The sequence below is a fragment of the Serinibacter arcticus genome (genome assembly GCF_004786095.1).
In the GTDB taxonomy this organism is placed as follows: domain Bacteria; phylum Actinomycetota; class Actinomycetes; order Actinomycetales; family Beutenbergiaceae; genus Litorihabitans; species Litorihabitans arcticus.
This window is the reverse complement of the sequence record NZ_RHPJ01000001.1, coordinates 759,948-774,296: the sequence shown is the minus strand read 5'-3', so window position 1 is coordinate 774,296 and position 14,349 is coordinate 759,948. Positions and strand designations below refer to the sequence as shown.

General features: G+C 74.9%; 13 protein-coding genes and 1 tRNA gene. 11 read left to right on the top strand and 3 right to left on the bottom strand.

From position 1 onward, the window contains the following. Positions 1–13 precede the first annotated feature (13 nt). The 6 genes from tmk (at position 14) to SERN_RS03600 (ending at position 4,454) form a co-directional block, all read left to right on the top strand. Positions 14–673 carry a dTMP kinase gene (gene tmk, locus SERN_RS03620; RefSeq protein WP_233251433.1) on the top strand — a complete coding sequence of 220 codons (660 nt, stop codon included), beginning with the start codon at positions 14–16 and terminating at the stop codon, positions 671–673. Further along, positions 670–1,830 (top strand): DNA polymerase III subunit delta', encoded by a 1,161-nt coding sequence (locus SERN_RS03615; protein WP_135848713.1) that lies wholly within the window; start codon positions 670–672, stop codon positions 1,828–1,830. The genes tmk and SERN_RS03615 overlap by 4 nt, the downstream gene beginning before the upstream one ends. Positions 1,831–1,844: 14 nt before the next feature. Further along, positions 1,845–2,006: a hypothetical protein gene (locus SERN_RS15235; RefSeq protein ID WP_158292553.1), complete on the top strand. Its 162-nt coding sequence runs from the start codon at positions 1,845–1,847 to the stop codon at positions 2,004–2,006. Positions 2,007–2,010: 4 nt separating this feature from the next. Next, positions 2,011–3,576 carry an alpha/beta hydrolase gene (locus SERN_RS03610; RefSeq protein WP_135848712.1) on the top strand — a complete coding sequence of 522 codons (1,566 nt, stop codon included), beginning with the start codon at positions 2,011–2,013 and terminating at the stop codon, positions 3,574–3,576. A 39-nt stretch (positions 3,577–3,615) separates the two neighbouring features. Further along, a complete protein-coding gene (locus SERN_RS03605) occupies positions 3,616–4,275 on the top strand; it encodes an SDR family oxidoreductase (protein WP_135848711.1) in 660 nt (219 codons plus the stop codon). A 106-nt stretch (positions 4,276–4,381) separates the two neighbouring features. Next, positions 4,382–4,454 (top strand) — tRNA-Thr (locus SERN_RS03600). Between the two features lie 55 nt (positions 4,455–4,509). On the opposite strand, the gene SERN_RS03595 is transcribed toward SERN_RS03600, so the two are convergent. The 3 genes from SERN_RS03595 to SERN_RS03585 are packed head-to-tail and all read right to left on the bottom strand — an operon-like array spanning position 4,510 to position 7,363. Beyond that, entirely contained in the window at positions 4,510–5,811 is a 1,302-nt protein-coding gene (locus tag SERN_RS03595; RefSeq protein ID WP_135848710.1) for a GDSL-type esterase/lipase family protein, read from the bottom strand. Positions 5,812–5,843: 32 nt separating this feature from the next. Continuing rightward, positions 5,844–6,608 (bottom strand): glutamine amidotransferase-related protein, encoded by a 765-nt coding sequence (locus SERN_RS03590; protein WP_135848709.1) that lies wholly within the window; start codon positions 6,606–6,608, stop codon positions 5,844–5,846. Next, complete coding sequence (locus tag SERN_RS03585; RefSeq protein WP_135848708.1) at positions 6,605–7,363, bottom strand: glutamine amidotransferase; 759 nt, start codon at positions 7,361–7,363, stop codon at positions 6,605–6,607. The genes SERN_RS03590 and SERN_RS03585 overlap by 4 nt, the downstream gene beginning before the upstream one ends. A gap of 248 nt (positions 7,364–7,611) precedes the next feature. On the opposite strand from SERN_RS03585, the gene SERN_RS03580 reads away from it, so the two are divergent. The 5 genes from SERN_RS03580 to SERN_RS03560 all read left to right on the top strand — a co-directional run bounded on the left by SERN_RS03580 (position 7,612) and on the right by SERN_RS03560 (position 14,344). Then, positions 7,612–8,115, top strand: a complete 504-nt coding sequence (locus SERN_RS03580; protein WP_135848707.1) for an RNA polymerase sigma factor — start codon at positions 7,612–7,614, stop codon at positions 8,113–8,115. A 106-nt stretch (positions 8,116–8,221) separates the two neighbouring features. Continuing rightward, entirely contained in the window at positions 8,222–9,625 is a 1,404-nt protein-coding gene (locus SERN_RS03575; RefSeq protein WP_135848706.1) for a hypothetical protein, read from the top strand. 52 nt (positions 9,626–9,677) lie between these two features. Further along, positions 9,678–10,322, top strand: coding sequence for a hypothetical protein (locus tag SERN_RS03570; protein ID WP_135848705.1), 645 nt, complete (start codon positions 9,678–9,680; stop codon positions 10,320–10,322). Positions 10,323–10,388: 66 nt separating this feature from the next. Further along, positions 10,389–13,280: an FAD-binding and (Fe-S)-binding domain-containing protein gene (locus tag SERN_RS03565; RefSeq protein ID WP_408640858.1), complete on the top strand. Its 2,892-nt coding sequence runs from the start codon at positions 10,389–10,391 to the stop codon at positions 13,278–13,280. A gap of 173 nt (positions 13,281–13,453) precedes the next feature. Beyond that, the gene (locus SERN_RS03560) at positions 13,454–14,344 is read left to right on the top strand and encodes a hypothetical protein (RefSeq protein ID WP_135848704.1); all 891 of its coding nucleotides are present in this window, start codon (positions 13,454–13,456) and stop codon (positions 14,342–14,344) included. Positions 14,345–14,349 lie beyond the last annotated feature (5 nt).

Here is a 14,349-nt window from a genome sequence, read left to right as displayed (position 1 = left end):
CTACCCTGGAGCCGTGATCCCCGACCCCGCCGCCCCGGCCGAACCCGGCCTGTTCCTGTCCTTCGAGGGTGGCGACGGCGCGGGCAAGACCACGCAGCAGGCGCACCTGGCGGCGTGGCTGACGGAGTCGTTCGGCCGCGAGGTCGTGCGCACGCGCGAGCCCGGGGGGACGGAGCTCGGCCGGACGCTGCGCCAGCTGGTCCTGCACGGGGACGACGTCGACGCCCGCACCGAGGCGCTGCTCTACGCCACCGACCGGGCCCACCACGTCGCGAGCCTGGTCCGTCCGGCGCTGGGGCGCGGCGCCGTCGTGATCACCGACCGCTACCTCGACTCCTCGCTCGCCTACCAGGCTGGCGGACGCGAGCTGGGGCTCGCGGAGCTGCGGGATCTGCAGATGTGGGCGGTCGGTGGTCTGCTTCCCCGCATGACGTTCCTGCTCGACCTCGACCCCGCCCTGCTGCCGCAGCGACTGACCGGTTCGCCCGACCGGCTCGAGCGCGCCGGCGCCGAGTTCCACCGTCGCACCCGCGACGCCTTCCTCGCCCTCGCCGCAGCCGAGCCGCAGCGGTGGCGCGTGCTCGACGCGTCCCTCCCGATCGAGGAGCTCGCGGCGCGCATCCGCGCCGAGGTCGCACCGCTCCTCGCCCCGAGCGGCGGGGTCCCCGCGTGACCTCGGTCTGGGACGACGTCGTCGGGCAGCCCGACGCCGTGGCCGTCCTGCGCCGCGCCGTGACCGACCCCTCGTCGATGACCCACGCCTGGCTCGTCACGGGACCTCCCGGTTCCGGTCGGTCCGTGGCCGCGCGTGCCTTCGCGGCCGCGCTCGTGGCGGGCGACGGCGGCCGCTGGACCTCCGAGGTCGCCGACAACGCACGGGCGCGCGTCATGCGCGGCACGCACCCCGACGTGCACGTCGTCGCGACCGACAAGACCGTCATCACGGTGGCCGAGGTGCGTGACCTCGTGACCATCGCGCAGCGCACGCCCGGCGAGGCGCCCTGGCGCGTGATCGTCGTGGAGGACGCCGACCGCATCGTCGAGCGCAGCGCGAACGCACTCCTGAAGGCCATCGAGGAGCCGCCGCCGCGCACGGTCTGGATCCTGTGCGCGCCGAGCGAGCAGGACGTCATCACCACGATCCGCTCGCGCTGCCGCCACGTGACGCTGCGCGTGCCGCCGGCCGACGCCGTCGCCGACCTCCTGGTGCGCCGCCACGGGATCGATCGCGACGACGCCCTGGTCGCGGCCCGCGCCGCCCAGAGCCACATCGGCCTGGCGACCTCGCTGGCGCTGAACGCCGAGGCCCGTGCGCGGCGCGACCGCGTGCTCGAGATCGCCTCGCGCGTGCGTGGTGTCGGCGACGCCGTCATCGCCGCTGGTGAGCTCGTCGAGGTCGCCACGGCGCAGGCGAGCGCGTCGATGGCCGAGCGCGACGCCGTCGAGAAGGCCGCGCTGCTGCGCTCGCTGGGTGCCGACAACGCCGAGGGCGGCAAGACCCTCCCCGCGAACGTGCGCACGCAGATCCGGCAGCTCGAGGACGACCAGAAGCGGCGGGGCAAGCGCGCCGTCGTCGACGGTCTGGACCGCGCGATGACCGACCTGCTCTCGTTCTACCGCGACGTGCTCGCGGTCCAGGTCGGCTCCGACGTCGACCTGGTCAACGCCGCGCAGGTCGCCGACGTGCGGGCCGTGGCCGCCGCGAGCGACCCGCAGCAGACGCTGCGTCGCACCGAGGCGATCGCGACGGCGCGCACGCGTCTCGCGGGCAACGTCGCACCGCTGCTGGCGGTCGAGGCGATGACGGTCGCGCTGCGGCCGCAGGGGTGAGAGGGATGTCCGGCATGGACCGCACCACCAGGAGGACGGCCTCGATCGTGGCGCGCACGCTCGCGGTGCTCGGCGCGATCGTGCTCGGCGCCACCGCCGTGTCCGGCTGCACGGAGACCCGACCGCCGATGCTGCAGCCCGTGGCGCCGGTGCCGGACGTGACCGGGACAGATTGACCACGTGCGGACTGACCACGTGCGGACCGAGCGCGTGCTGAGGGCGCGTGCGCGGGTGGTGGTGGCCACGGTCGCGACGGCGGTCCTCGCCCTCGCGTCCTGCACCCCGCCGGGCGGCCCCTACCCGCGCGAGGCGGACGCCGGCGGCATCGAGGACGCCCCCGCCGCGTCGGGTTTCGCCACGCTGGCCGACGTCGAGGCTCAGCCCGTGGAGTGGGCGCCCTGCGGCAAGTACGTCGACTGCGCCACGATCCTGGTGCCCCTGGACTACGAGGACGTGCCGGGGGAGACCGTGCGAATCGCGATGAAGCGGCTGCCGGCCACCGGCGACGACGAGCAGCGCCAGGGGTCCGTCGTCGTCAACCCGGGCGGACCGGGGGAGTCGGGCGTCGACCTCGTCGACGCGGCCGGGTCCATCTTCTCGGGCGACGTCCTGGACGCCTACGACGTCGTCGGGTTCGACCCGCGCGGTGTCGGCGCCTCGACCCAGGTGCGGTGCCTCGAACCGGGCGAGGACGACCCGACCGCCAGGCTCTACGACCTCCGCGACGAGCGCGACGTCGAGCGGTTCCGCGTCGACCACACCGCCCTCGGGGAGCTCTGCGTCGAGCGCTCGGGACCGCTCCTGGACCACGTCGACACCGCCACGACGGCGCGCGACCTCGACGTGGTGCGCGCCCTGCTCGGTGAGGAGCGCCTGACCTACCTCGGCTACTCCTACGGCACGCTGCTCGGCGCGGTGTACGCCGAGACGTTCCCCGACCGGGTGGGCCGCCTGGTGCTGGACTCCGCCGTCGACCCCGCCCTCGGCTACGCCGACCTGCAGTCCGAGCAGCTCGCGGGGTTCGAGCAGGTCTTCGCGACGTTCGTCGGGCAGTGCCAGGACGTGGCCGCCTGCCCGCTCCCGGCGGACGCCGACGCCGCTCAGGAGCGGGTGCTCGAGCTCGTCGACGCGCTCGACGCCGATCCGCTGCCCTCGGACGCCCAGGACGGCGAGCTCGACGGCGGCGAGCTGTGGTCGGCCGTCACGGGCGCGATGTACTGGGCCGCCGACTGGCCCGCCCTCGTGACCGGCCTGGCGGACGTCGAGGCCGGGACGGACGGCACCGTGGTCGACGAGATCGGCGATGCGGGGGTCATGGCCGGCTCCGACGACGTGAACCATCCGTTCGCCTTTCCCGCGATCGACTGCACCGACTACCCGATGACCTCGACGTACGAGCAGGCCGTGGAGAACGTCCGTGCGCTCGAGGACGCCTCGGCCCTGTTCGGACCGGGGTCGGTCGCCGAGCTCGCGTGCGTGCTGTGGCCGGCGGCGGCCGACGTCGAGCGGGTCCCGATCACGGCGTCCGGGGCGGCACCGATCCTGGTGGTCAGCGCGCTGCGCGACCCCGCGACGCCGCACGCCTGGTCGGTCTCCCTGGCCGACCAGCTCGAGTCCGGCCGGCTGCTGACCTACGACGGCGAGGGCCACGCCGTCTACGGCGGTGTCTCACCCTGCGTGGACCGGGTGGTGGACACCTACCTGCTGACCGGTGAGCTGCCGGCCGAGGGGACGATCTGCGACTGAGGTGGCCGGGCACCCCGCCCCGGGGCACACAATGGGTGGATGACCAAGACGATCGCCATCGTGGGTGGCTACGGAAAGATCTCCCGGCGCCTGGTGCCGCTGCTGCGGGAGCGGGGTGACGCCGTCGTGCCCCTGGTGCGGCGCGCGGAGCAGGCCGCCGTCCTCCTCGACCTCGGCGCCCGGCCGCGGTTCCTCGACATCGAGCGGGCCGACGTCGACGCGTTCGCCGCGGCGTTCGACGGCGTGGACGCCGTGGTGTTCGCGGCCGGCGGGGGCGCCGACGGGAACGTGCTGCGCAAGCGCTCCGTCGACCTCGAGGGCGCCATCAAGTCGCTCGCGGGCTGCGCCGCGGCCGGGGTGCGCCGCTACGTGCAGATCTCCGCGATCGGCGTGGACGCCAAGGTCGGCCTGGACGAGTCCGCCGCGTGGGCGAGCTACGTCGTCGCCAAGCGCGACTCCGACGAGGCCGTGCGCGAGAGCGGCCTGGACTGGACGATCCTGCGTCCGGCCACGCTCCTGGACACGCCCGGCACCGACCGGGTCCTGCTCGGCAGCGACCTCGAGCCCGAGGGCGTGACGCGCGACGACGTCGCCGCCACGATCGCTGCGGTGCTCGACGAGCCGCGCGCGATCGGCCGCCAGTGGGACCTGGTCGGCGGGGACGCGAGCGTCCTGGCCGCGCTCGAGGCGGCGATCTGAGGCCCTCCGACGGCCGGTCCCCCCGACCACGCCCCCCGTGGTTGGTAGCACCCCCGATCGCCCGGTAGAGTTGACGCCGCTGCCCGGGCGATCCTCGGGTGGCGTCGCCGCCTTAGCTCAGTCGGCAGAGCGATTCACTCGTAATGAATAGGTCAAGGGTTCGATTCCCTTAGGCGGCTCGGCTGGAAGACCCGGAACCTCGTGCTCCGGGTCTTTCGTCGTTCTCGGGCGAGGTCAGAGGCCGAGGGCGGCGCGCAGGGCGGGGCCGTAGCGCCGGCCCGCCGCGGCCTGACCCGCCGGGGTCAGGTGCACCCCGTCGGTGTACTCGACGCCGTCGCCCCACCCGGCCACGGACACCGTGGCCAGACCCATGCGGAGGGCCTCGGCGGTGATGAGGGCGTCGACCTCGCGACGCCGCTCGTGGTCGGCGCCGGTCCGGCTCATCACGCCGTCGACGACGATCGGGCTGGTGGGGTAGCGCAGTCGCACCGCCGCGGTCAGACGGCGGACGCCCTCCACGATCTCGGCGTCGCCGGTGCCGACGGCGGAGTCGTTGCCGCCGAGGGTCACGATGACCACGCCCGGGTCGCCCGCCGGCAGCAGCACCCGACCGCTCTCCACCGCCTCCGTCATGGAGAAGCCCCACGGTCCCGTCGCGACGTAGCCGATCCCGCCGTACGCGCGCTCGACGACCGTGCCGAACCCGACCTCCCGAGCCCCCCGTTCGGTCCACCCGTCGCCGCCGCACTGCGAGTCGCACAGCACCACGGCCGCCGAGGCGTCGACCGTCTCACCCGAGTGGACGACCCCGTCGCGGGTCTGCGTCGTGCCCTTCTCGAAGACGGTGGTCGTACCCGATCCGTCGGGCGCGACGTCGCGCACGGGCCAGCCCAGCGCCGTCGGGTCCTGCTGCCACGCCCGGTAGGTCGGGTGGTCGACGGTGACGGCCCCGGTCCGGGGGCCCCAGACCAGCACGCCGCCCGTGAACTCCTGCGCGTACCCGCCGCCGACGGCGGTCTTGTCGACGACCGGGAGTCCCAGGGAGGAGTCCGGGCCACCCAGGGCGTCCCACCTGTCCACGATCGCCCCGGGCGTCGTGGCCGCGACGGTGTGCTGACTCCTGGACCGGTAGAGGCGACCTCCCTCGAAGGGCTGCACCCACCCGCCCGTGGTGGCGCTCTCGTTGCGCGTGGGCGGACCGAGCGGGCCGGCCTCGGCGCCGTGGTCCCGGTAGGCGGGCCAGAGCTCCGCGCGCACCACGAGACCGCTCCCGGCCCTGGACCACCGGACCGTCCCGGGCTCGCGGGTCTGCAGCGCTGCCGCGCGAGCGAGGGTGCGCCACACGTGCAGCGCGGGGTCCCAGGGGATCTCCCAGTCGGCGGCGAGCACCCGGAGCGTGTCGGCCCGACTCTCGAGGCTCGGTGCGGACGCGGCCGAGGCCGGTGCCGACACGGTGCCCGACCCCACGACCGCCGCCAGCACCAGGAACGCCGATCTCCGGAGGGTGCGCCGGGCGCGGCGTGCGTGCGTGCTCATCCTCGAGTCCTCCGGTCGCCGCCGTCGCGGTCTCACGATCGTAGGCGGCCCGACGAGGCGTGCGCCGGAGCGACGCCCCCGCGATCGGGGCCGCTGCGGGCCAGGCCGTCCAACCACTCCCCGACCAGCGCGCGCGATGCCGCCTGGGCCGCGTCCAGGTGGGTGTCCTTCGCCGCGAGCAGCTCGGCGGCGCTCGCCCCGGGCACGTCGGTGACCTCGTGCTGCCAGCGCTCGATCCAGCCGTCGACGATCGCCTCGTCGACCTCCGGGTGGAACTGCACCGCGAGCAGCCAGGACCCGATCGCGTAGGCCTGCGGGTAGCTGGCCGAGGTCGCGAGGAGGTCGACGCCGTCGGGCAGGTCGAACGTGTCGTGGTGCCACTGCATCATCGGGACGCCGATGACGTGGCGGACCGGGCCGGCGGTACCGGCCTCGGTCACCGCGAGCGGGAGGAACCCCACCTCGTGCACCGGTCCGCGCCACGCGCGGGCGCCGAGCGCCACCGCGAGCATCTGGGCACCGAGGCAGATCCCCAGGATCGGACGCCGCGCGGCCGCCCGCGCGGTGAGCAGCTCGATCTCACGGGCGAGATGGGGGTGGAGGTCGGTCTCGTAGGCCCCCTCGGCCCCGCCGAGCGCGATGACGACGTCCCACGCCAGCGGGTCGACCTCGGCCAGGTCGGCGGTCGGCGTGTCGAGCGTCGTGACGACGTAGCCCCGCGAGGTGAGGGTGGCGGCCACGTTGCCGAGCCCGATACCGACGTCGTGGCGCAGGACGAGCGCGGTGGGGGAGCTCACGCGTAGATCTCGGCGAACCGGCGCAGCACGCGCCCGGGGTGCACGACGTGCGCGCTTCGCACGCTCTCGAGCACCGTCTCGACCTCGGCCGGGTCGAAGTAGCCCTCGTACCGGTAGGCGAGCAGGCGCGAGGCGATGCCCTCGGCGTCGAGCTCCGGATGGAACTGCGTGGCGTAGACGTTCGACCCGAACCGCAGCATCTGCACCGGCGCCGTGGGGGAGGAGGCGAGCAGCACGCTGCCGGGCGGCGTCTCGCGCAGCGCCTCCTTGTGGCCGACGTAGGCCTCGAACACGGGCGGCATCCCGGCCAGCAGCGGATCGGCCACCCCCTCGGGCGTCAGGGTGATCTCGACCGCGCCGGCGGGTTCGCCGTACGTCGTGTCCACCACGCCACCGAGGTGCACCCCGAGGGTGCCGACGCCGTAGCACGCGCCGAGGAACGGGATGTCGCGCTCGCAGACCGTCACGAGCAGGTCACCGATCTCGCGCTCGACACGCTTCTGCACGTCCGACTTGGACTCCTCGGGATCGCTCGAGGTGAACGGGCTGCCGCCGACGACGATGCCGGCGATCTCGTCGAGATCGAGGGGCGGCATCGGCTCGCGCTCGAGCCGGATCCGTCGCAGCCGTTCCGGGGGCAGTCCCATGAAGCGGCAGAACTCGCCGTACTCCTCGTCGGCGACGGTGTCCTGCTGCCGCGACGCCAGGAGGACGAACGGCCGACCGCCGTCGCCCTCGACACCGTCTCCGCGCACCTCGACCTCCGCGCCGCCTCGTCGCCCGCCACCGCTCCGCCGGTCGGCGGTGGTGCACCGGCTAGTCAAACGCACTCGGGGCCCGACCGGGGCAACTCGCCCCGGAGCATCCACGGATCGGTCAGCACCGACCAGCAAGATCGAGGCGGGACGGCACACAGACAGAGCAGAGCCGACGCCTCGCCCCGCTCCCCGGGGACGGTGTCACCATCGACGACGACGCCGCCAGCGGCGGGACGGAGGACGCCGTGGACGACCCGCAGGCGGACGCCTGGTTCACCGACGTGGTGCGTGAGCACTCCCGCGCCCTCGTGCGCTACTTCGCGCGCCGCGCCCCGGCGCAGGACGCCGAGGACCTGGCGGCCGACGTGCTCGTGACCGCGTGGCGACGGCGCGACGACGTCCCGCGCGAGGCCGTCCTGCCGTGGCTCTACACGACGGCCGGGTACACGCTCGCCAACCACCGGCGCAAGCACACCGACCTCCCCGTGGAGGAGGTGCCCGAGCGGGCGACCGCGCCGCGCGTGGGCGACGATCCCGAGCTCTCCGCGATCTTCGACGCCGAGGTCCGCGGAGCCCTCGCCGCCGTCGGGGAGCGCGACCGGCAGATCCTGCTGCTGAACGCGTGGGAGGGTCTCGACGGCGCGGAGCTCGCGGGCGTGCTCGGCATCTCCCGCTCCGGCGCGGACGCGGCGCTGTCGCGGGCCCGCAAGCGGCTGCGCGAGGCGTGGACGGACCGCCTCCACCTGTGAGCGCGGTCCTGCCCGACGTCGGGGGACCGCAAGGATCTCCGGCCCCGGGACACAGACGAGGTACAGGACGAGTGCAGGCTCCGGCCACCGAGATGGGACACCGAACATGAACGACGACCTCCGGCGCTTCGCGCCCCGCGACCCCGACGACGAGAGCGCCAGCGAGAGCGAGCGCGCGCTCGAGGAGACCGTGATGGCCCGCCTCCGGGCCGCGGACCCCGCCGCCGACGTCGAGCCGGGCGAGGACTTCCCCGCCGCCGTCGGGGCGCGGGCGCGGGCCGACGACGGGTCGACCGCGACCGCGACCGACGCCACCCCCGCGGCCCCGATCGACCTGGCCGCGCGACGCCGTCGTCCCCGCTGGTACTCCCCGGCCGCCGCGGCCGCCGCGGCCGTCCTGATCGGCGCCGGCGGGTACGCCGTCGGAGCCGGTGGCGTGTTCGGGAACGCCGGTTCCTCGACCGCCGACAGCGCCGAGTCGGCCGACGCCGCGAGCGCCCCCGCACCCATCAGCCTCGGCGGTGCCTCCGGCGCGTCCGGGTCCGACGCCGCGGGCGCCGGCGAGATGGCCACGAGCGCCCCCGGCCTCGGTCAACAGGACGCCGCGATGAGCGCGCGCGGCGGCGCCGACATGTCGATGATCGGCTGGGGCGGCGGCCGGAACTCGTTCACGGGCACGGGTCTCAGCGACGCCGCTCGCTCCGCGCAGGCCTACGGACTGGACGCGGCGACGCCGTCGAACCCCGAGCGCATGGCGCAGGTCGCCGCCGCCCTCGGGATGGCCGGCGCGCCGGAGATCGTCGACGGGCAGTGGGCGCTCACGGACGGTGACGCGCAGCTGAACGTCGGACTCGACGGCAGCCTGGGGCTGAGCTACTACAACACCGCCAACCAGCCGTGGTGCGACGGCTGCGCCGAGCCGAGCCCCGCCGACGCCCCCAGCGGTGACGCGGCGATCGAGCGGCTCAAGGAGGTGCTGGCCGCGATCGGTGAGGACCCCGCGCAGTACGAGTACGCCGCCCCGACGTACGAGGGTGCGGTCACCGCCACGGCCGAGGCGCGCCGCGTCGTCGACGGGCAGGGCACCGACCTGGTCATGATGCTCGACCTCGCACCGGCCGGCATCGCCTCGATCTGGGGAAGCCTGGCCGACGTCGTGGACCTCGGCACGTACGACGTCGTCAGCGAGCAGGAGGGTCTGGAGCGACTGAGCGACCCGCGGTTCGGCGGCTACCTCAGCGGCATGCCGATGCCGATCGACGGTGACGCGCGCGTCATGGAGGAGTACGTCCCGCCGACCCAGGCCCCCGCGGCCCCGCAGCCCGGGGTGTTCATCAGCTGGCCCGTCAACGACGTCGAGATCGTCTCGGCCCGGCTCGGGCTCGCGCAGCAGTGGCAGCCCGACGGCGGCGTGCTGCTGGTCCCGTCCTACGAGTTCACGGCGGCCGACGGCGGGACCTGGTCGGTCATCGCCGTCGCCGAGTCCCAGCTCGACCTCGCCTCCGAGTAGGCCCGCAGCCACGGGTAGTACCGTGGCTGCGGCATCGTTCGAAGGAGCCCCCATGCGTCGCCCCATCGCATTCCGAGCGCCCCAGGCGCCTCACGTTCTCCGGGCAGCAGCCCTCGCGGGCGTGCTCGCGCTCGCCGCCTGCACGCCCCCGCAGGGCAGCTCGTCCGAGGAGTCCGGCTCGGTTGAGCCCGGCCCCACCGAGTCCTCGGAGACCTCGGGCACGGCCTCGCCGTCGCCGAGCCAGTCCGAGAGCACCGACCACGGAGGCACGACCCGCCCGACCGACGAGCCCCAGACGGACGGCGAGCAGAGCGGCGACGCCGACACCGGTTCGCCGTTCGAGTTCGTCCGTGGACTGCCCTCGGGCGTCGAGGAGGCTCCGGCGGACAGCGCGGCCGGGGTCGGCTGGAACGAGGCGGGCGATGCGCTCTACGTCGTCACGTTCGGCTCCAGCTCGTGCCCGCTCGTGCCGCAGACGGTCGAGCAGGCCGGCGGCGGCCTCGAGATCACGCTGGCCGCGGCCGGCGGCGCCGTCTGCACCATGGACATCGTGCCGACGTACGCCACGGTCGCACCGCCGTCGGGCGTCGCCTCCGACGCCCCGGTGACCGCGGTCCTCGGCGACCTCGGTCAGGTCACGGTCCCGCCCGCCGCCACCCCGACGCAGATCGGCTGGCTCGCGGCCGAGGCCGGCTGACGCGTCGGTGGGTCACGGGGCGGACGGCGGCGGAGCCCCGATCCGCCCCGTGACAGACTCGCATCCGTGACAGCCCTCACGAACCGTCCGGGGCCCGCGGGAGGGACTCCGGCAGCGCCCGAGGTGGTCGACGCCTCCGCCGCCCTGCTCGTCGACCTGTCGCGTGTCACGGAGGCCGACGCCGGCCGCCGCCGCCGGGCCGAGTACTCCACGGACGCCTCGAACTACCGCGTGCTGCCGCAGGTCGTCACGTTCCCCCGCCACATCGACGAGGTGCTCGCCACGCTCGAGGTGGCCCGCGCGCACGGCGCCCCCGTCACCGCGCGCGGCGCCGGCACCTCGGTGGCCGGCAACGCCGTCGGGCCGGGCGTCGTCATCGACTTCTCCCGCCACCTGCACGCCATCGGCGAGATCGACCCCACCGAGCGCACCGCCGTCGTGCAGCCCGGGGTCGTGATGAGCAGCCTGCAGACGGCCGCTGCCCCGCACGGGCTGTGGTTCGGACCCGACCCGAGCACGAAGAACCGCGCCACGCTCGGCGGGATGATCGGCAACAACGCGTGCGGACCGCACGCGCTGGCCTACGGCCGCACGTCGGACAACGTGCGCAGCCTCGACGTCGTGGACGGGTCGGGCCGCCGGTTCACCGCGACCTCCGGCCGCGGCGCGCTCGAGGCGGTGCCCGGGCTGGACCGCCTCGTCTCGGGCAACCTCGCGCTGCTGCGCACCGAGCTCGGCCGCTTCACGCGCCAGGTCTCGGGCTACTCCCTCGAGCACCTGCTGCCCGAGAGGGGCAGCAACCTGGCGCGCGCGCTGGTCGGGACCGAGGGCAGCGTCGTGACCCTGCTCGGGGCGACCGTCGAGCTCCACCCGCTGCCGACCGCTCCCGTGCTCGTGGTGCTCGGCTACGCCGACATGCCCGCGGCGGCCGACGCCGTCGTCCCCCTCGGGGCCTTGAACCCGCTCGCGATCGAGGGGATGGACGCACGACTGGTCGACGTCGTGCGCCGGCACGTCGGATCCGTGCCCGACCTGCCCCGGGGCGCGGGCTGGCTGTTCTGCGAGGTCGGCGGCGTCGACGAGGCCGACTCGCTGGCGAACGCCGCGGCGCTGGTCCAGGCGAGCGACTGCCTCGACTCGATGATCACCACCGACAAGGCCAAGACCGCCGCGCTGTGGCGCATCCGGGCCGACGGCGTGGGGCTGGCCGGGCGCACGCCGGCCGGCCGGCAGGCGTGGCCGGGCTGGGAGGACTCCGCCGTCCCGCCCGAGAACCTGGGCGCCTACCTGCGCGACTTCGACGCGCTGCTGGCGACCTACGGCGTCGACGGCCTGCCCTACGGCCACTTCGGCGACGGCTGCATCCACGTCCGCATCGACCTGCCGCTGGAGCGGCCGCAGGACGTCGGCGACTTCGAGAGCTTCATGAACGACGCCGCGCGCCTGGTCGGCTCCTACGGCGGCTCCCTGTCGGGCGAGCACGGCGACGGTCGCGCGCGTGGCGGGCTGCTGCACCACATGTACACGCCCGAGGCGCTCGGCCTGTTCGAGCAGTTCAAGGGCCTGCTCGACCCCGACGACCACCTCAACCCCGGCATCGTCGTGCGCCCGGCGCCCGTGACGGCGAATCTGCGCCGGCCGCAGGCGATCGAGCTCACCACCAGGGGCTTCGCCCTGCCGCACGACGGCGGTGACCTCACCCGTGCGGTGCACCGGTGCGTCGGCGTCGGGAAGTGCCGCGCCGACAACAGTGGTGCCGGCGGCTTCATGTGCCCGAGCTACCAGGCCACGGGCGACGAGCGGAACACGACCCGCGGCCGCGCGCGCGTGCTGCAGGAGCTCGCCAACGGCTCGTTCGTGAAGGGCTGGGACGCCCCGGAGGTCGCCGACTCCCTCGACCTGTGCCTCTCGTGCAAGGCGTGCGGACGCGACTGCCCAGCCGGCGTCGACATGGCCACGTACAAGGCCGAGGTCACCTACCGCCGTTACAAGGGCAAGGTGCGGCCCATGACGCACTACGTGCTGGGGTGGTTGCCGCGCTGGGCCAGGCTGACGACGGCGGTGCCCGCGGTCGCGGCGCTCGCCAACGCGGCGCTCGGTGTCGCGCCGCTGCGCCGGGCGGTGTTCGCCGTCTCCGGGATCGACGCCCGACGGCGCATGACCGCGTTCAGCACGCAGCGGTTCTCGCGGTGGTTCCGCCGCCGCGAGGCCACCACCACGACCCGCCGCACGCGCGAGGTGCTCCTGTGGGCCGACAGCTTCTCCGAGCACCTCGACCCGGCGGGTGCGAAGGCGATGGTGGCGCTGCTGCAGGACGCCGGGTACACCGTGCGGATCCCGGGCGGCGACGCGTGCTGCGGTCTGACCTGGATCTCCACGGGCCAGCTCGACGGTGCGCGCAAGCAGCTGCGCCGCACGCTCGACATCCTCGGTCCGGCGGCCGCCAAGGGCGTGCCGATCGTCGGCATCGAACCCTCGTGCACCGCGGTGCTGCGCAGCGACCTGGTCGAGCTGCTGCCCGACGACCCGCGCTCGGCCGCGGTCGCGGGCGCCGTCCGCACGCTCGCCGAGCTGCTCACCGACCCCGAGCTCGGGCCGGGCGAGGACTGGACGCCCCCGTCGCTCGTCGGCACCACGGTCGTGGCGCAGCCGCACTGCCACCAGCACTCGGTCATGGGGTTCGACGCCGATGCCGCGCTGCTGGCGCGCACCGGCGCGAGCATCACGCAGCTCGCCGGGTGCTGCGGCCTCGCAGGAAACTTCGGCATGGAGAAGGGGCACTACGAGGTGAGCGTCGCCGTCGCCGAGAACGCGCTGCTGCCGGCGCTGCGCTCCGCGCCCGAGGGCGCCGTGTACCTCGCCGACGGCTACTCGTGCCGGACGCAGGCCGAGCAGCTGGCCGGCACGCGGGGAACGACGCTGGCGCAGCTGCTGCTGGGTGACGGCGCCGGGACGTAGCCCGGGACCGGGCGGCGCCCGGTCGACCGCGCGGCTGTGAAGGGCTTGTGCAGACTGCCCCGACGCCTGGCGCGGTGGTGCGGTTGCGCGTCGGGGGCGCCCCCGCCGTCGGGGCTCCGTCTGGCAGACTCTCTCCAGTCCCACCCACCCCTCGGCCGAGATGGTGTTGATCCGTGATTCCTGCGTTCCCGCACGAGGCAGCAGACCGCCCCTCCACCGCCGGTGACGACCCCGGTGCCCTGGCCGAGGCGCGCGCCTGGGCGGAACGGGCGGGGATCGCGCTCGCGCCGGTCGCGGAGCGTCCCCACGGTGCCGACGACGTCGACGTCCTCGCGATCGATGCGACCGGAGCCGTGGTCCTCGTCGTCGGGGTCGTCGACCTCACGGCCGACGCCCTCGTCGACGCCCTCGCCCGCGCCGCCGCAGCCCGCGAGGTCGCGCCCGCCGAGCTCGCCGCCGACCACCCCGGCGGGACCGAGGCCGTGCGCGACGCCTGGTGGCGCGTGCGGGCGGGCCAGTCGGTCGCCCCGACGGCGGCCCCGAGCCTCCTCGTGATCGCCATGTCCGTCTCGCCCGCGGTCGAGGCCGCCCTGCCGCTGCTCGCGGGCCGGGTCCACGTGCACCGGGTCGAGCCCGAGAAGGCGCCGAAGGCGAAGCCCCGGTCGAAGACCAAGTCCCCGTCGGCCGCCGAGAAGCCGGCGCCCGCGACCTCGGCGCCCGAGACCTCGGCGTCCGACGGGTCCGCCACCGTCGACCCGGCCGAGCAGGAGAACCTGCGCGCCGTCGTCGCCCTCGTCGGCGAGGCCGCGCTGGTGCTCGCGAGCGAGGAGGGCGTGTCCGGCCGCCTGGAGAAGGACGGCACGATCCTCGTGGACGGCGAGACCTACCGCGATCCCGCCGCCGCCGCGTCGGCGGCGACGGGGAGCCCCGTGGCCGACGGTTGGACCGCCTGGCGGTTCGGGGCCGACGGCCCCTTCCTCAGCGAGGCCCTGCAGGAGGCGCGCACCCAGCCGCGGGAGAAGCGCCCGGCACGTCCGCACCGCCGTCGGGCCGTCCGCGGCTGATCCGC